The 18,409-nt window shown below is 37.2% G+C and carries 19 protein-coding genes and 1 pseudogene; all 20 read left to right on the forward strand.

What is annotated here, in order from left to right:
* Positions 1-7: 7 nt before the first annotated feature.
* The 20 genes and pseudogenes from B3D98_RS04915 to B3D98_RS05010 all read left to right on the forward strand — a co-directional run bounded on the left by B3D98_RS04915 (position 8) and on the right by B3D98_RS05010 (position 18,247).
* The gene (locus B3D98_RS04915; RefSeq protein ID WP_288581208.1) at positions 8-685 is read left to right on the forward strand and encodes a flagellar biosynthetic protein FliO; all 678 of its coding nucleotides are present in this window, start codon (positions 8-10) and stop codon (positions 683-685) included.
* The gene (gene fliP / locus B3D98_RS04920) at positions 682-1,347 is read left to right on the forward strand and encodes a flagellar type III secretion system pore protein FliP (protein WP_048391597.1); all 666 of its coding nucleotides are present in this window, start codon (positions 682-684) and stop codon (positions 1,345-1,347) included. Before B3D98_RS04915 ends, fliP begins: the two co-directional genes overlap by 4 nt.
* A 13-nt stretch (positions 1,348-1,360) precedes the next feature.
* On the forward strand, positions 1,361-1,630 hold the full coding sequence (gene fliQ, locus B3D98_RS04925; protein WP_004269285.1) for a flagellar biosynthesis protein FliQ: 270 nt from the start codon (positions 1,361-1,363) through the stop codon (positions 1,628-1,630).
* A 4-nt stretch (positions 1,631-1,634) separates the two neighbouring features.
* A complete protein-coding gene (gene fliR, locus B3D98_RS04930; RefSeq protein ID WP_048391595.1) occupies positions 1,635-2,408 on the forward strand; it encodes a flagellar biosynthetic protein FliR in 774 nt (257 codons plus the stop codon).
* 1 nt (position 2,409) lies between these two features.
* Complete coding sequence (flhB, locus tag B3D98_RS04935) at positions 2,410-3,498, forward strand: flagellar biosynthesis protein FlhB (RefSeq protein WP_048391594.1); 1,089 nt, start codon at positions 2,410-2,412, stop codon at positions 3,496-3,498.
* Between the two features lie 23 nt (positions 3,499-3,521).
* Positions 3,522-5,555, forward strand: coding sequence for a flagellar biosynthesis protein FlhA (gene flhA / locus B3D98_RS04940; protein ID WP_036080453.1), 2,034 nt, complete (start codon positions 3,522-3,524; stop codon positions 5,553-5,555).
* The gene (gene flhF, locus B3D98_RS04945) at positions 5,552-6,748 is read left to right on the forward strand and encodes a flagellar biosynthesis protein FlhF (RefSeq protein WP_115673189.1); all 1,197 of its coding nucleotides are present in this window, start codon (positions 5,552-5,554) and stop codon (positions 6,746-6,748) included. Before flhA ends, flhF begins: the two co-directional genes overlap by 4 nt.
* On the forward strand, positions 6,745-7,620 hold the full coding sequence (locus B3D98_RS04950) for a MinD/ParA family protein (RefSeq protein WP_066037807.1): 876 nt from the start codon (positions 6,745-6,747) through the stop codon (positions 7,618-7,620). The genes flhF and B3D98_RS04950 overlap by 4 nt, the downstream gene beginning before the upstream one ends.
* Entirely contained in the window at positions 7,621-8,775 is a 1,155-nt protein-coding gene (locus B3D98_RS04955; protein WP_081011047.1) for a protein-glutamate methylesterase/protein-glutamine glutaminase, read from the forward strand.
* 15 nt (positions 8,776-8,790) lie between these two features.
* The gene (locus B3D98_RS04960) at positions 8,791-10,863 is read left to right on the forward strand and encodes a chemotaxis protein CheA (protein WP_103117587.1); all 2,073 of its coding nucleotides are present in this window, start codon (positions 8,791-8,793) and stop codon (positions 10,861-10,863) included.
* A gap of 27 nt (positions 10,864-10,890) precedes the next feature.
* Complete coding sequence (locus B3D98_RS04965) at positions 10,891-11,337, forward strand: chemotaxis protein CheW (RefSeq protein ID WP_004269272.1); 447 nt, start codon at positions 10,891-10,893, stop codon at positions 11,335-11,337.
* A 9-nt stretch (positions 11,338-11,346) separates the two neighbouring features.
* On the forward strand, positions 11,347-11,979 hold the full coding sequence (locus B3D98_RS04970; RefSeq protein ID WP_004269270.1) for a chemotaxis protein CheC: 633 nt from the start codon (positions 11,347-11,349) through the stop codon (positions 11,977-11,979).
* A 1-nt stretch (position 11,980) separates the two neighbouring features.
* The gene (locus tag B3D98_RS04975) at positions 11,981-12,484 is read left to right on the forward strand and encodes a chemotaxis protein CheD (RefSeq protein WP_004269269.1); all 504 of its coding nucleotides are present in this window, start codon (positions 11,981-11,983) and stop codon (positions 12,482-12,484) included.
* Positions 12,484-12,855: a hypothetical protein gene (locus B3D98_RS04980; RefSeq protein ID WP_054550522.1), complete on the forward strand. Its 372-nt coding sequence runs from the start codon at positions 12,484-12,486 to the stop codon at positions 12,853-12,855. Before B3D98_RS04975 ends, B3D98_RS04980 begins: the two co-directional genes overlap by 1 nt.
* Positions 12,856-13,226: 371 nt before the next feature.
* Positions 13,227-13,628: a nucleoside deaminase gene (locus B3D98_RS04985; RefSeq protein ID WP_054550523.1), complete on the forward strand. Its 402-nt coding sequence runs from the start codon at positions 13,227-13,229 to the stop codon at positions 13,626-13,628.
* 22 nt (positions 13,629-13,650) lie between these two features.
* Entirely contained in the window at positions 13,651-14,874 is a 1,224-nt protein-coding gene (locus B3D98_RS04990; RefSeq protein WP_288581236.1) for an amidohydrolase, read from the forward strand.
* Positions 14,875-14,902: 28 nt separating this feature from the next.
* A pseudogene (locus tag B3D98_RS04995) lies at positions 14,903-16,125 on the forward strand (amidohydrolase).
* A gap of 437 nt (positions 16,126-16,562) precedes the next feature.
* Positions 16,563-17,333, forward strand: coding sequence for a FliA/WhiG family RNA polymerase sigma factor (locus tag B3D98_RS05000; RefSeq protein WP_036080567.1), 771 nt, complete (start codon positions 16,563-16,565; stop codon positions 17,331-17,333).
* 23 nt (positions 17,334-17,356) lie between these two features.
* Positions 17,357-17,659 (forward strand): hypothetical protein, encoded by a 303-nt coding sequence (locus B3D98_RS05005; RefSeq protein WP_048391575.1) that lies wholly within the window; start codon positions 17,357-17,359, stop codon positions 17,657-17,659.
* A gap of 9 nt (positions 17,660-17,668) precedes the next feature.
* Positions 17,669-18,247 (forward strand): hypothetical protein, encoded by a 579-nt coding sequence (locus B3D98_RS05010; RefSeq protein ID WP_054550526.1) that lies wholly within the window; start codon positions 17,669-17,671, stop codon positions 18,245-18,247.
* Positions 18,248-18,409 lie beyond the last annotated feature (162 nt).

Genomic DNA, 18,409 nt, shown 5'->3' on the forward strand with positions numbered 1-18,409 from the left:
CATGAAAATGTTAAAATCATTTCGTTTAACGATGATTTTCGCATTTCTTGTATCCTTCCTGTTTTTGTACCCGACACCGACTTCTGTCTATGCAGACGCTGATACAAATAGTGTCACGGATTGCATTAAAGACCCAGAAGCTTGTAATGGAGATACGACTGATCCAGCTGCTAAACAAGAAACAACTGTAACAGCAGCTGGAGATATATCTGCATGGGAATACATAAAAATGGTTTTGGCGCTTATTTTTGTTGTAGCTTTATTTTATGGATTGATGAAGTTTTTAAATAAACGAAATTTAAACTTCCAACGTAATCAAATGGTACAAAATTTAGGCGGTTTATCGTTAGGTGCACAAAAGTCAGTTCAGCTTTTACAGGTAGGTAAAACATTGTATTTAGTTGGGGTCGGAGAAGACGTTCAACTTTTACGAGAAATTACAGATCCTGAAGAAGTTGAAGCTCTTTTAGCCCTATATAACGAAAGACAAGAATTTGCAGCAACATCACCGTATATTGCAGAAGTATTTTCTAAGTTTAAGAGAAAAGATAGCGCGAAGGTGCAAAATGAGCAGCAAAAGCAGGATTCATTTGGCAATCTATTGGAAAAAAAGCTATCAGAAATAAAACAGGAGCGTAGTGATGAGATAGAGAGATGGAAGCAGAAGGAGAAGGATGGTAAATGAATGATTTAATCAATATTTTTTCCAACAGCGATCCAACGAATGTCTCTACATCTGTAAAGCTCTTACTGTTACTAACAGTTTTATCACTTGCACCAAGTATTTTAATTTTAATGACATCCTTTGCTCGTATAGTCATAGTCTTATCATTTGTGCGTACAGCATTGGCAACACAGCAAATGCCACCAAATCAAGTGATCATTGGGCTGGCACTATTTTTAACATTTTTTATCATGGCACCAACCTTTCAAGAGGTCAATAAAGAGGCATTACAACCATTGTTTGCTGAAGAAATTGGTATAGAAGAAGCCTATGACCGTGCTAGTGTGCCATTTAAAGAGTTTATGAGTAAGCATACTAGGCAAAAAGATCTTGATTTATTTTTAACATATAATCAAGCAGAAAAACCAGCATCAGTGGAGGAAATCCCACTGACTATGCTTGTACCTGCCTTTGCTTTAAGCGAAATTAAAACAGCATTTCAAATTGGTTTTATGATTTTTATTCCATTCCTAGTGATCGATATGATTGTCGCAAGTACATTAATGTCGATGGGGATGATGATGTTACCGCCAGTAATGATTTCATTGCCATTTAAAATATTATTATTTGTACTGGTTGATGGCTGGTATCTCGTTATGAAATCGTTACTACAAAGTTTTTAGGGGATGATACAGTATGACAGGTGAGTTGGTTATTTCCATTGCAGAGCGTGCTATAATGATTATCCTTCTAACAAGCGGTCCGCTACTATTAGTTGCTTTAATCTCGGGTTTAGCGGTAAGTATCTTTCAAGCCACAACTTCGATACAAGAGCAAACGTTAGCATTTGTACCAAAAATTATTGCTGTCTTAGTGGCCATCGTATTCTTTGGCCCTTGGATGCTATCTCAAGTTACAAGCTATGCGAGAGACATATTCGAGAATTTAACTCGTTATATAGGGTGAGTACATGAATGAATTAATTCCGCATTTAACGGTTTTCTTATTAGTACTTGTACGTGTCTCAGCCTTTTTTGCTACGGTTCCTTTTTTTTCCTATAGAACCATTCCACCTCAAGTCAAAATTACTCTCGCACTGGTTTTAGCTTGGATGATGTACTATACAATTGATGTTGAGCCATTTGCATTCAATGATGATTACATATTATTAGTGGTGAAAGAAGCACTAGTTGGACTATTACTCGGTCTAATGGGCTATATCATCATGTCCGCAATTCAAATTGCAGGAAGCTTTATCGATTTTCAAATGGGTTTTGCCATTGCTAATATAATTGACCCGCAAACAGGTGCTCAAAGTCCATTAATCGGTCAGTTTTTTAATATGCTAGCACTGCTTTTATTGTTAGCGATTGATGGCCATCATATGATTCTTAATGGAATCTACTACAGCTATCAATTTTTCCCGATGGATCAATTCCCTAGTTTTATGAATGAAAACTTTCCTCAATTTATTATCACAACTTTCACAGCAGTTTTTGCCATAGCATTCCAGATGGCTGCTCCTGTTGTAGCGACCTTATTCTTGGTCGATTTAGCTTTAGGGATCACTGCAAAAACAGTACCGCAATTAAACATATTTGTTGTCGGTTTTCCTATTAAAATTGGTGTTAGTTTTTTAGTGTTATTTACAATGATGGCCGTTATGATTCAAGTTATTCAAAAGCTTATTACGATTATGATTTATGGGATGCGTGATTTAATGGCCATTTTAGGTGGTGGATAATATGAGACTACTACTGAATTTAGAGCTACAATTTTTTGCGGGTGAAAAAACAGAAAAGGCAACCCCTAAGAAACGACAGGATGCTCGGAAAAAAGGGCAAGTTGTCAAGAGTCAAGATATTTCTAGCGCCATTGTAATGTTAATGGTATTTATCTTTTTGTTTTTCTTTGCAGGCTCTTTGCGTGACGAGCTATTAGCTTTTTTCAGGCAAACCTTTATTCATAACATACGCATCGAATCACTGACTATTGATAGTGTGATGCACCTATTTACAGAAACTTTGATTCAAATGGCTTTTATCATTGTGCCCATTATGGCAATTGCATTTGTCGGAGCACTTGCAGGTAACTTTTTGCAATTTGGTTTTCTTTTTACGTTAGAGCCAATGAAGTTTGATTTGAAAAAGATGGACCCTATTAAAGGGTTAAAAAAGATATTTTCTGTCAAAGCCATTGTGGAGTTAATAAAGTCTGTTTTAAAGATTGGTTTTATCGGAAGTGTTACAACAATTATTATTTGGTCAAACTTACCAGAAGTTTTGGCGTTATCGTTTAAAAGTCCATGGATGACTCTCATTACGGTAGGGAAGCTTGTTGGTATTATGGGTATAGCAGCTTCTTTAGTATTACTTTGTGTATCCGTTTTAGACTGGATGTATCAAAAACATGAGTATGAAAAAAATCTTAAAATGTCTAAGCAAGATATTAAAGATGAATATAAAAATAGTGAGGGTGACCCCCTAATCAAATCAAAAATCAAACAACGCCAACGTGAGATGGCGATGAGACGTATGATGTCAGAGGTTCCGAGTGCGGATGTAGTTATTACCAACCCTACTCACTATGCAATTGCCCTCAAATATAATGAGGACAGTATGGATGCTCCTCGTGTTATTGCGAAGGGGACAGACTTTATTGCTCAAAAAATTAAACTGATCGCCAAAGAACATGATGTAATAATGGTTGAAAATCGACCTTTAGCACGAGCTATGTATGACCAGGTAGAAATAGGCGATCAGGTACCAGAAGAATTTTTCAAAGCAGTAGCAGAGATACTCGCTTATGTTTACCGTATTAAGCGAAAAATTTAAGGCTTTTTGTAGGAGGGACACAAATGAAAGTTCGCGATATTGGGGTTTTAGGTGCGGTTATTTTAATCGTTGCGATGCTCATCATCCCTCTTCCTCCGTGGATGTTAAGTTTTTTAATTGTCATTAATATTACATTAGGATTAATTGTACTGCTCACAGCAATGAGTATGAAAGAAGCATTGGATTTTTCCATTTTTCCTTCGGTAATTTTACTATTAACTTTGTTCCGATTAGGACTAAGTGTTTCCACTACTCGTGCCATCTTAGCAAATGGAGATGCAGGTTCGGTCGTTGAAACTTTTGGTGATTTCGTAGTTGGAGGAAATATACTTGTTGGTTTAGTCGTCTTCTTAATTTTAGTGTTAATTCAGTTTATTGTAATTACAAAAGGTGCAGAACGAGTAGCAGAAGTAGCGGCACGTTTCACACTTGATGCGATGCCAGGTAAACAAATGAGTATTGATGCTGACTTGAATGCGGGGATTATTTCCGAAAAAGAAGCGCGCGAGCGACGTGAAAAAGTTGCAGGGGAAGCGGACTTTTACGGTGCAATGGATGGTGCCACGAAATTTGTAAAAGGGGATGCCATCGCTTCAATGGTAATGGTTATTATCAATCTATTATTTGGTATCATCATTGGCGTTGTACAAATGGGGCTTCCATTTGCAGAAGCAGCAACACATTTTTCGAAACTAACAGTTGGGGACGGTATTGTATCCCAAATTCCTGCCTTGCTTATTTCGACTGCTACAGGGATTGTCGTAACACGAGCCTCTTCTAAAGGTAGTCTTGGTCAAGACATTACAGGCCAATTGTTTGCTCAAGCTAAGCTGCTTTATGTAGCAGGAGGTACCATTGTATTACTAGGGCTATTTACGCCAATACCAAACTGGGTAACGCTGCCAATAGGTCTTTCATTAATTGCGGGAGCTTATATGATGGAACGTAAGAAGCCAGAGGATGAAGAAGAATTACAGGAGATTGAAGAAGAAGTGGCTACTGACGGCATGAAGAGCCCTGAGAATGTTGTGAATTTATTAAATGTGGACCCAATTGAATTCGAATTTGGTTATGGATTAATTCCCTTAGTAGATGCCGCTCAAGGTGGGGATTTATTAGACCGTGTTATCATGATTCGTCGACAGCTTGCTTTGGAGTTAGGTATCGTGATCCCAGTAGTCCGTATTCGAGACAATATTCAGCTTCAACCAAATGAATATCGAATTAAAATAAAAGGGAACGAAATGGCACGAGGCGAACTTTTACTAGATCATTATTTAGCGATGAGCCCTGGAGACGATGATTCTATTGAGGGTATTGATACTGTCGAGCCATCATTTGGATTACCAGCTAAATGGATTACAGAGCAAGTAAAAGAGGATGCGGAAATGTATGGTTATACAGTTGTGGACCCACCAAGTGTGGTGTCAACACATTTAACTGAAATAATTCGAGCAAATGCTCATGAGTTATTAGGCCGTCAAGAGACAAAGCAGTTAATCGATCACTTACGCGAATCCCATCCAATTTTAGTAGAAGAATTAACACCTGCACCTTTATCTACTGGAGAAATCCAAAAGGTACTGGGTAAGCTTCTGCGAGAGAATGTATCAGTGCGTAACTTACCTATTATTTTTGAGACACTTGCAGACTATGCAAAATTAACGAGTGATACAGATATCTTAGCTGAATATGTGCGTCAAGCTTTAGCTCGTCAAATTACAGCGCAATATGTTGGGGATAGTTCAGTATTAAAGGTGATTACGGTTTCAGGTAAAGTAGAAAAAATGATTGCTGATAGTATCCAACAAACGGATCACGGTAATTATTTAGCTATGGACCCACAAGATTCTCAAACAGTATTAGAAACTATTGCAGCGGAAGTAGAGCGTGTTTCGTTTATGGAGCAATCAGCTATTATATTATGCTCGCCAGCCGTTCGGATGTATTTACGACAACTAACGGAGCGTTATTTCCCACAAATTCCGGTTCTATCCTATAATGAATTGGATGCTTCGGTTGAAATTCAAAGTGTTGGGGTGGTGAATGTTCAATGAAAATGAAAAAGTATTATGCATCATCCATACCAGAGGCGATGAAGCAAGTGCGAGCAGAATTAGGTGAGGACGCAGTCATTTTAAATTCAAAAGTCGTCATCACAAAGAAATTTTTTGGCATGATAAAAAAGAAAAGTTTTGAAGTGGTTGCGGGTATTGATGCAATGGAGCCCCAGCAAGTGGCTTCAGTTCCAACACCAGCTGTACTGCCTGTAGTAAAAAAAGAAAATGCAAGGTTACAAGAGATTACAAATGCTATTCAAGCAAAAATGCATCAGGAACCACCCCTTGATGTAGCAGCAGTACATGAGGACGCTAGCATGTCAGAAGAATTGAGAAAAGAAATTGCTGATTTAAAATCATTAATGCAATCGATGCATAAAAAGACTACCCAAGCTCAATATCCCGATGAACTCTTACCCTTCATTGAATACTTAAGACAGCAAGAGCTAAGTGAAGAGCTCATCACAACGATAGGTGATGAGCTTTTTATGCATTTTAAAGAAGCATCCGAAATAAATTTTTCACAATGTAAATTGATAGCAAAAAATTTACTACGTAAGAAGCTAGAAGTACTTCCAGTCGGAGGATTATCCTACGAAAGAAAATATATAAACATTTTAGGGCCAACAGGGGTTGGAAAGACTACAACCATTGCCAAAATGGCTGCTAGAGCTGTGTTAGAAAAAAAGAAAAAGATTGGCTTTATTACGACAGATACTTATCGGATTGCGGCAATAGAGCAGCTCAAGACATATGCTGGTCTTTTACAAGCTCCTGTAGAAATTGCTTACAATGCAACAGATTTTGAACAAGCAATCCAGAGATTATCACATTTAGATTTGGTTTTTATTGATACAGCTGGTCGAAATTATAAAGAAGTCAAGTATGTTGATGATCTCCAACGCCTCATAAAATTCGATGATCATGCAGAATCTTATTTAGTGCTTGCAATGACAACGAAAGAAAGGGATATGGAGAATATTGTAGATCAATTTAAGCAATTACCAATTCAAAAATTTATTTTTACAAAAATTGATGAAACAAATTCTATTGGCACAATGATCAATTTAATGATTAAATATAATAAAGGACTTGCTTACTATACGAATGGTCAAGAAGTACCAGAAGATATTGAAGAAGCTGATTTAGAAGCAGTACTTAATTTGTTTTTTCAAGGTGAAGAAAAATGAGAGACCAAGCTGAAGCATTACGCTTAAAAATGATGAAACAGCAAGGCGAACTAGGTAGAGCGATTGCAGTTGTAAGTGGCAAAGGTGGAGTAGGTAAGAGTAACTTCACAATGAACTTTGCCATGACTTTAGCCCAAAAGGGAAAAAGAGTTGTCATTGTAGACATGGATATTGGGATGGGGAATATCCATATCTTAATTGGGAAAAATGCTTCTTATAGTTTAAAAGATTACTTAGAAGGAAATAAGCTACTAGATGAGGTAATATTTGAAGGGCCTTACGATTTAAGGTATATTTCAGGTGGGTCAGGTATGACGAGTGTGCTTGATTGGTCTCATAGTATGTTTGAACGACTTATTCAAGCATTTGAAGAACTTCAAAAAAACTATGATTATATTTTATTTGATATGGGCGCTGGTGCTACTAATTGGTCGTTAGATTTACTCACATCTATTGATGAAATTATCGTCATTTCAACAGCGGAACCTACTTCTATTACAGATGCGTACTCCATGATGAAATATATTCATGTTCGAGATCCAGATAAGCAGTTTTATATTCTCTGTAACCGCGCTTTCAGTAAAGAAGAAGGAATAGAAACGAATGAACGTTTACAGTTAACAATGAAACGTTTTTTAGACAAAGAAACGATCATTCTTGGTTCATTACCTGAAGACCCTGTTGTGCGTAAGGCAGTGCGCGAGCAAGTGCCATTCTCACTTGCTTATCCAGACGCATTAATATCAAAGACATTGCAACTTATAGTCGTTCGTTTTATGGAGCAACGTGCGGGGGAAATACATGCACATGATCAAACAACGAAAAAATTTTTAACGAAACTTAGAAGTATTTTCTCGAAAGGGCGTGATTAATTGGACTTTTTGCATAAAAGCAAGCTTTTAGTTGTGGATGATTCTGCTTTTATGAGAAAGCTAATTAGTGACTTTTTTGTTGGCAACTCGAAGGTGGAAGTAGTTGGAACAGCTCGAAATGGAAAAGATGCGATCAAAAAGATACAATCGTTGAAGCCAAACGTTGTGACAATGGATATTGAGATGCCTGAAATGAATGGGCTCGATGCTTTAAAAGAAATTATGATACAATGTCCAGTTCCTGTAGTAATGCTCTCAAGTACCACTCAACGTGGGACAGAAAATGCAATTGCTGCAATTGAGGGCGGGGCAGTAGATTTTGTTGCCAAGCCGAGCGGGACCATCTCCCTTGATTTACATAAAATTCAAAATGAACTTGTGCACAAAGTGGAACAAGCTGCAACGGTGCCAATTTCCAAATTGAAAAAACCTTCTGGTAGTAAACGACAACAAGAACAAGTGACAAGGGTGAGTACCGTAATAAAGGAACCACAACAGCATGGACGAACAAATACGTCTACTAATGTTGTTTCTACTAAGGTAGCCGTAACTAAACCAATGGTAGAATGGAGTAAAATAGGAAAGAAGATTGTGTTAATTGGCACATCAACAGGAGGACCTCGCGCACTTCAGGAGGTTGTTACTAAAATTCCTAAGTCTATTCAAGCTCCTATATTAATTGTACAGCATATGCCTGCTGGATTTACTAAATCGCTTGCTAACCGACTTGATCAGCTAAGTGAAATTTCTGTTAAAGAAGCTGAACAGGGCGATATTTTGCAAAATGGAGTAGCTTATATTGCACCAGGTGGATATCATTTAAAACTTAGAAAAGTAGGGACAACTTTTGGCATTGTTCTTGATAATCAAGAAGCACCAAGATCTGGCCACCGACCTTCTGTAGATGTAATGTTCGAAGATGTTAGTCAATATAAAGATTTTGATAAAGTAGCAGTGATTATGACAGGTATGGGTCATGATGGCTCTAATGGTCTAAAAGCATTAAAAAATACTGGCAATGTCATTGCTATTGCAGAATCAGCAGAAACTTGCATTGTATATGGTATGCCAAAAGCAGCAGTAGAAACGCAACTTGTTGATGAGGTTGCAGATGTAGATGATATTGCACAAACAATAATGAAATATTTGCCTTAAAAGGGGTGTCCTCTTATGGAAGTCAATCAATATTTAGAGATGTTTATTGAAGAAAGTAAAGAGCATTTACAAGCGTGTAGTGAACATTTATTAGAATTAGAAAAAAATCCAGACGATTTGGCAATTGTTGGGGAAATATTCCGCTCTGCACACACATTAAAAGGTATGTCTGCCACAATGGGCTTCGAAGATTTAGCAGATTTAACCCATAAAATGGAGAATGTTTTAGATGCCATCCGTAACGAGAAGATTCATGTTACACCTGAAATTTTAGATGTCGTATTTGAATCTGTTGATCATTTAGAAGAAATGGTAATGGATATTGCTAACGGTGGAGATGGTAAGCGTGATGTTTCCTCAACTGTCGCACAACTAAAGCGTATAGAACTAGGTGAGGAAGTAATACCAGAGGTGGTAGCAACGGTTGCTGCACCGGTTGTTGAAAGTGTATTAGAATATGATTCGTTTGAACAAACAGTCATTACACAATCGGCTGAACAAGGCTTTAATGCTTTTGAAATTTCAGTAACATTACGTGAGGATTGCCTTCTTAAGGCAGCGCGTGTATTTATGGTGTTTGAGATTTTAGAAAAAGATGGGGATGTCATTAAATCAAGTCCATCTGTTGAAAAGCTAGAAGATGAGCAGTTTGATCAACAATTTTATGTAGCTTTTGTCACAAAAACAACAGCTGAGGATATGCAGAAAAAGCTAATGAAAGTTTCTGAAGTTGATGGGGTTATTGTGACTACAATTGACCAAAGGAAATTTAGTGAAAAAGTATTTGAAGCGCACCAAGAAGTAGCAGCAACTGCAACAGCAGTGGCTGAGGTAGCCGCAATACCAACAAATACGCCTGCTGCTAAAGCCGAGCCTGTTGCAAAACCTGCTAAAGAAGCTACACCTTCCAAGGCTGACAAAAATCATGCACCTGTAGGTAATAAAACAATTCGTGTAAATATTGAACGTCTAGATATTTTAATGAACTTGTTTGAAGAGCTTGTCATTGATCGTGGTCGATTGCAATCTATCTCTACTGAAGTAAATCATGGCGAACTAAATGAAACAGTAGAGCGTATGAGTCGTGTGATGGGTGATTTGCAAACTATTATTTTAACAATGCGAATGGTACCTGTAGAAACAGTTTTCAATCGTTTCCCGAAAATGATTCGTCAACTATCACGTGATTTAAATAAGAAAATCAACCTTGAAATTATTGGTGCTGAAACCGAACTAGATCGTACAGTAATTGATGAAATTGGAGATCCGCTTGTTCACTTGATTCGTAATTCTGTGGATCATGGCATTGAGAATCCAACTGCTCGTCGTGCAAAAGGCAAGCCTGAAGAAGGAACGGTCGTATTGCGTGCCTATCATAGCGGAAATTATGTCTTTATTGAAATTGAAGACGATGGCGCGGGCATAAATCGAGAAAAAGTATTAGCGAAAGCTATTTCAAAAGGTATTGTTACACAAGAACAATCCTATTCAATGTCTGATAAACAAATTAATGAGCTTATTCTAGCTTCAGGCTTCTCCACTGCAGATGTTATTTCAGATGTATCTGGTCGTGGAGTAGGTTTAGATGTTGTAAAAACAACGATTGAATCACTAGGTGGCAATATTTCAATTGAATCAACACAGGATGTTGGATCCATCTTCTCGATTCAATTACCACTGACATTATCAATTATTTCAGTTATGCTTGTGGAGATTGAAAAGGAAATTTATGCAATTCCACTATCTTCTATTATTGAAACATCTATTATCCGTTCATCAGAGATTATGAATGCGCATAATCAAAAAGTAATCGACTTCCGTGGCAAAGTTGTGCCGTTGGTATTCTTAGAGGAAATCTTTGAGGTACCTCGTCAAGAGCATCAAGATGAAGAATTCCACTCAGTAGTGATCGTCCGTAAAGGTGAAAAACTTGCTGGTTTAGTGGTGGATTCATTCATTGGCCAACAAGAAATTGTCTTGAAGTCTTTAGGAAATTACTTAACAAATATCTTTGCCATTTCAGGAGCAACAATCTTAGGCAATGGTAAAGTAGCCTTAATTGTAGATTGCAACGCACTAATTAAATAAGGTGAATGAATAAGAGAGGTGTAAAGTATGACAAATGCAGTGGAGCAAGAAAGTATTAAAGTAATAGTTTTTCAGTTAGCAGATAAAGAATATGCAATTCCAGTGTCCCATGTTCAAGGAATTGAGAAATTAATGCATATTACTCGTGTACCGAAAACAGCGAAATACGTAAAAGGTGTAATCAATCTACGAGGTGTTGTCACACCAATTGTGGATTTACGTGAACGTTTTGAATTACCTATTTCTGAACATGAAGAAACAACACGCATTATTATTATTTCATTAGAAGATATGGAAGTAGGCTTTGTAGTTGATTCCGCTAACGACGTTATCGATATTCCAGCAAGTGCTATTGAACCGCAACCAGAAGTCGTTGGCTCACTTGAAGAAGAATTTATTTCAGGCGTTGCTAAAGTAGAGAAGCGATTATTAATCTTATTACATTTAGAAAAAGTATTAAATCCACTAAAGTAGGGATCGATAATGACATTTAATCAAAAAATTACATCACTACATTTAGATGTATTAAAGGAGATTGGAAACATCGGTGCTGCGCATGCCGCGACAGCACTTTCCAATTTACTTGGGAAAAAAATTGATATGCGTGTTCCAAAGGTAGAGATGGTGTCCTTTAACGATATGATGGAGTTGGCTGGCGGATCAGAAAACGTAGTTGTTGGCATTTACCTTCGTATTGAAGGTGATGCAGAGGGAAGTATGTTCTTTATATTACCTATCGAACAAGCAAACCGCTTTATACGTCGGCTTATTTTCGATGACTCTTTTGACTTTAAAAAACGACCTGTTTCAGAGTTAGGTTTATCAGCTATGCAAGAAATGGGTAATATTTTATCGGGCTCCTATTTATCTGCCTTATCGGATTTTACTAATTTAAAAATTTATCCAACTGTGCCAGGTCTAAGTGTTGATATGTTTGGAGCTATAATAAGCATTGGTTTAATAGAATTATCTCATGTCAGTGATAATGTTATTGTGATAAATACATCCATTTTTGAAGAAGGTGTGGAAGACCATGAAACGGTGAGGGGCCATTTCTTCCTACTACCAGATCCTGACTCGTTTGATGCCATTTTTAAAGCATTAGGGGTTTCGTGATATGTTAACCAATAGTAGTGGACAAGTGATTAAAGTGGGAATTGCACAAATGGATGTAGTAAAGCTACCTAACACGATTCGAACTTCTGGTCTTGGTTCATGTGTTGGTGTTATTTTGTATGATGAGTCAAAAAAAATTGCTGGTTTAATCCATGTGATGTTACCAGATTCAAGTTTAGGAAGAGCTGAGTCAATCAATGTCGCGAAATTTGCAGATTCAGGGATTGCTGCAATGATTGATTTACTAAAGTTAGAAGGCGTTCAAAAATTTAAACTCAAGGCAAAAATTGCAGGGGGTGCGCAGATGTTCCAATTTACTTCCGACAAAGATACAATGCGTATTGGTCCCCGTAATGTAGAAGCTGTCAAAAATGAATTAAAGAGGCAGGGCATCCCTTTAGTGGCCGAGGATACTGGTGGAAATAGTGGTAGAACGATTGAATTTAATCCTGCAACGTCGATATTACATATCCGAACAGTTAACCAGGGAGTGAGTGAAATCTAATGTTTGGTTCTATATTTTACAATCTATGGGGAGCATTAATTGCCTTTTCTATTTATTTTTTTAGTACATTTCAAAAACCATTTACGCCTCTGCGAATCCTGATTGGCTCTTTTATTGTAGCAATCATCGCATTTTTTGTAATGTTTATTGTACGTTTTCTAATTGCTTACATCTTGTTTACACCAGAGGAAGATGAGGAAGCGGTTGAAGTCGATATAGAAGAAAAGGAACTTGAATCAATAGAAGGCGTAAAACAAGAAGTGCCAATAGCTAATTCCACGGTTGAATTTCAAGATGAAAATTCCGAGGAAATTGCACAAGTAGTAAGAACGATGATGAATCGAGAAGAAGATCAACAAGTAAATGCGTAAAAGTAAGAGTCGTGACTAACGACTCTTTTTTATTTTGGCTTTGGAGTTTGTAGTATACGAAAAACTTAAGTGAAATTAATTATTTTTATATTATTCATATATATAGTCCTCATGTTAGCATATTTATACAAAGGAAATAGCTTTAGATCTAAAAACTCCAAAATATAAAAATGTAGCTTGTCCGGGGAATTTATCAACTGAAAAGATATTGATTATGGCACCATTTACTGGTCTTGTAGGAGAAACACCTCAGACGGCAGTGCTTAGTTTTTCACAGGAGGATGTATTGGCAGTAACATATTTCCAATAAATGGACCATTTCAATATATAAAAAGAAAAGAGAATTTCGCTTTTTCTAGGAGGGGAACGACATGAGATCTCATGACTTTATGAAACAAGCACTTGAGTTAGCTAAAGAAAATGAAAGAACAAAACATGGTGCTCCTTTTGGTGCAATTGTAGTTAAAAATGGACAGATTATTGGCTCTGGTGTAAATGAGGTTGCAATCACCAATGATTTGACGAATCATGCAGAGATTCAAGCAATCCGTCAAGCTTGTCACGCACTGAAAACGACCAATTTAGAAGGTTGTGAAATGTATGCAAGTACAGAACCTTGTCCTATGTGTTTGAGTGCCATTTACTATTCTAAAATTTCTACAGTTTATTATTTTAATGCTAGTAATCCTAGTCAAGATTATATCTATCATGAACTTTCTTTACCCCATCAGGAGAGGGCCATTCAAATGGTTCATCTAGCTATCAATCTTTAATGAATTTCGGGAGGTTCAATCAATGATACCAACAGCGTATTGGCTAACAAATGTACGATTAGAAACAGGATATCATTACGATAATGGGGTCGTTATAGGAACAAAAACTGCTCTTTTTAATGTACAAGTAGAAAGTGGTGAAATAAACCAAATTCTTAGCGTAGATCAGCCTTTAAAAACTGATTTGCCTAAGCGAGATGCACATGGTTACTTAATGCTCCCTTCTTTTAGAGATATGCATATTCATATAGATAAAACCTATTTTGGTGGACCATGGAAGGCTCCTTCGATTCCCACAGAAGGTCTTATTACAAGATTAAAAGAAGAAGAGATTCTACTGCCAGGGTTATTGCCTGTTGCAGAGGAACGAGCAAAAAAATTACTAGATTTGCTTATACATGCAGGATCAACACATATTCGTACTCATTGTAATATTGATCCATTTATTGGATTGAAAAATTTAGAAGCAGTCTTAAGAGCTAAAGAGGCTTACAAAGATAAAGTTGATTTAGAGGTTGTCGCTTTCCCACAACATGGCCTCTTACGTAGTAAATCCATTTCTTTAGTAAGGGAAGCTTTGCAAAGTGGAGCGTCTCTAGTAGGCGGTGTAGACCCTGCATCGATTGATGAAAATATAGAAAAATCCTTACAAACGGTGATGGAATTAGCGGTAGAAGCTGATGCAAATGTTGATTTGCATATCCATGATCCTAGTCATCTTGGTATTTTTACCTTTAAACGATTAGCTGCATTAACGGAGGAAGCGGGTTGGCATGGCCGAGTGACAATTAGTCATGCCATGGCCTTAGCCGATGTTTCAACTAATGAAGCAAGTGAAGTGGCAGCGTTACTAGCTCATCACGGTATTGACATTACTTCGTCTGTTCCATTGGATCATACCATTCCTATTCCGTTATTAGATCAAAAAGGTGTTCAAATCTCTTTGGGTGAAGATAGTATTACAGATCACTGGTCCCCGTTTGGTATAGGTGACAGCCTAGAAAAACTAGGCACGCTAGCTGAACGCTTTGGCTTAAGTGATGAACGTTCACTTAGTCAAAGTCTAAAGTATATTGCTGGAGGCATAACACCTTTAAACAAGGATGGACAGCCCCAATGGCCGAAAATTGGAGATATGGCGAATGTCGTGTTTGTAGATGCAACTTGCTCCGCAGAAGCAGTTGCAAGAAGAGCAAGAAGAGTGGCGGTGCTCTTTACAGGGAAAATAGTTGCGGGTGAGCTTTAATTTTTGAAGAAGAAAGGATAAATCTGAAATGAATTCTACTTTTTGGTTAACAAATGTACGTCTTGAAACAGATTATCACTTTGAAAACGACACGATTACTAAAACGAACTCGGCTTGTTCTCATCTATTCATTAAAGATGGGAAAATTGCAGAAATAGTTTCTGCTGATAGCCTATTATTAGATGATGATTATCCAAAAAAAGATATGAAACAGCTATTAGCACTACCTTCATTTATAGAAAAACATTGTCATTTGGATAAAACTCTGTTGAGCGACAAATGGCGGGCAGTCACACCAGTGAATAATATTTTTGAACGTTGTGAAATTGAAAAAGAGGTACTTCCAACCTTACATACAACTACGCAACAACGCGCTGAGAAACTACTTAGTCGTTATGTCCAGTTTGGAGTTACACATGTACGTACGCATGTGGATTTATATCCTGAGGTAGGGTTGAAAAATTTAGAAGAGGTTAAAAAGCTTTACAAAATTTTGAAGGAAAGTTGTCTTATGAAATCGTTGCCTTTCCTCAACATGGTCTATTACGAACAAAGGCAACCAATTTAATAAGGGAGGCTCTACGTTTTGGGGCAGGATTTGTAGGAGGTGTCGATCCAGCTACTGTGGATGGAGATATTGAGGCTTCCTTACAACAAATGGTGGAACTCGCTGTTGAAGGAAACGCAGGGATTGACTTGCATTTGCATGACCCAGATCAATTAGGTACTTTTACAATGAAGAGATTAGCCCAATTAACAAAGGAAGCTGGTTTACAAGGCAAAGTAGCCATTAGCCATGCCTTTGGGCTAGGAGATGTTTCACACTCTGAGGCAGAAGAAATGGCGGACATCTTACGTGATGCAGGTATTACGATTGTGACGAGTGTCCCCCTGCGTAGAAAGTTTCCACCTGTTGGTTTATTACACAGTAAAGGAGTACCCGTTGCAATTGGGTGTGACAATATCTTTGATGTTTGGTCCCCATTTGGTAACGGAGATTTATTAGAACGAGCTGGTCGTTTGGCAAAATGCTCAGGTTGGGGAGATGAACGCTCATTAGCCCAAACCCTTCAATTTATTACAGGGGGAAAAACCCCACTCAATCAAGAAGGTGAGCAAACATGGCCAAAAGTGGGAGATAGTGCAAATATGGTGTTTGTGGAGGCTTCTTGCTCTGCTGAAGCAATTGCTCGAAGATCTCTACGTAAGGCAACTATATTCAATGGAAACTTTGTCTCTAGTTCGATTTAAAGCATAATTTATTGATAAAGAGTGGTTTTTTTATATTGGGTATTATTGCCCTTTTGTTTAATTTGTTCTTTGCTTTACAGTAGTGCTAAAACTATATCAAAAGAATTCAGTAGCTTCTTAGTAAAAGCTTAATCATATCCAACTGTATCCAAGTGTCATTACACAATTAGGATACAGTTTTTCTATGTCTTTCAAAAACAAAGGAATATATTAGAGACTAAGAGAAACAAATGAAATTATAGTCGATACTTGTTATAATATAGGAAAGATGGCAACTGCTTATCGGGCTTTAACGATTCAGGCTCACGTCTAGATTAGCTTAAATGTGGATTTTTAAAAAAAACAACTAAGAAATCCTGTTGAATGATAAATTTTAAGAGCGCAAGTAGTCGTTAGTAAACAGGCGTGAAAAAGCGTTTTTTAGAGAGGTGGATTTCATGACACAACCAATTCTGAACGATGAGCAAAAACTGTGGAATCGCTGGATACATGAGCGTGATCCCGATGCTGGTGATTTACTTATAAAAAAATACATTTCTTTAGTATCTTATCATGTCCAACGTATTGGTGCAGGTCTGCCAAAAAGCGTATCACGAGACGATTTAACGAGCTTAGGGATGGTAGGACTTTTTGATGCATTAAATAAATTTGACATTAACAGAGATTTAAAATTTGATACATATGCTTCGTTTAGAGTAAGAGGAGCCATCATTGATGGTTTACGAAAAGAAGACTGGTTACCACGGTCAGCGCGTGAAAAAGCCAAAAAATTAGATGCACAAATTGAACAACTAGAACAAAAATATATGCGTCATGTAACACCTGAGGAACTTGCGGAGCATATGGAAGTATCTGTTGAAGATGTCTATCAAACTGTGCAAGAGCATTTTTTTTCAAATGTTCTTTCTATTAATGAACAACAGGACCAAGAAGAAACAGATGGCAAGTCATTTGTCATACGAGACGATACAACAAAAACACCTGAGCAAGCCATCATTAAATCAGAATTGTTAGATGATCTTGCGGAAAATATTCAGAAACTCAATGAAAAAGAACAGCTTGTTCTTAGTTTATTTTACACGGAGGAGTTAACCTTGACAGAGATTGGTGAAATGCTTGAACTATCAACCTCTCGTATTTCACAAATTCATTCAAAAGCGCTATTAAAGCTACGAAAGCTATTATCTAGTGAAATGATTAATGCGTAAATATCCTTGAGGGAGAGATTCCAATGAGTTTAAAAGGTGTCGAGTTACAGATTGCTATTCCAAAAACATTTGAAGCAGGAAAAATGGTTGATCAGGCACAGCAGCAAGTATTGGCTCAACAAGCACATGCAAATGAAGCATTAAAAAAAGAAGTAGAGCGCAAACAAAAAATTGTCAACACATCAGAAGGTATGGATGAAATTAGTGAGGATGAAGATGCAGGTGGTGAGTATTTAACAGGGATTCATAAAAAGAAAAAAAAGGATCAACAAGAAAAACAGGCACAACATCCGTTTAAAGGGAATTTCGTGGATTTTAGTGGATAGGAGTTTACAATGACAACCATTCTAATAGCGGTGCTATTCTTTTTACAGCTAATTTCATTTTACTTTCTTATTATTTTAAATACAAAGTTAGCAAAGTTTAAAGATTTGGAAAAGAAGCAAGAACGTTTAATGAGAGAAATGGACGACACCATTAGTGTGTATTTAGCTGAAATGAAAGATGAAAATGACCGTCTTATTAAAGAGCTACAAAGTGTCTCACAGTCGGAAATAGCTGCTAGTAGCTTGCTGCAAACGGAACAATATATGACACCTCAGGAGCAGCCAACTTTGCCTGTAGTACACGAGGTGAAAAGTGATAGTTCTCTATCTTTAGAGAAAGATGCACGTATCTATGTACCTAAAAATATTGTCGCAAATGCTTATTCACGTCAGCAACATACAAGCTCGAAAATGGTGAAAACAGCTCCACCTCTAAAAGTGGAGGAGCAAAAAGAAGCTGAAAAATTGCTGACAGTGGAACAACAGGCTCTAGAATTAGCAAAACAGGGAAAATCACCAGAGGAAATAGCTAAACAACTGCAAAAGGGTAAAACAGAAATCGAGCTTTTACTGAAATTCCATCACTAAATTGTTGCGAATCGTTAAAAGCTATGATATAGTTGCAAATGGTGTTATTACTACACACGCATTTTGATGCAGTAAGTGGTGCTCTAAGATTAGGGTAGCTTGTTGTATATGATAAATGCGGAGGATAAAAACCAAACATATTAGGAGGAAATTCACATGTCA

It is taken from the genome of Lysinibacillus sp. UBA5994, from assembly GCF_002429725.1.
Taxonomy (GTDB): Bacteria; Bacillota; Bacilli; order Bacillales_A; family Planococcaceae; genus Lysinibacillus; species Lysinibacillus capsici.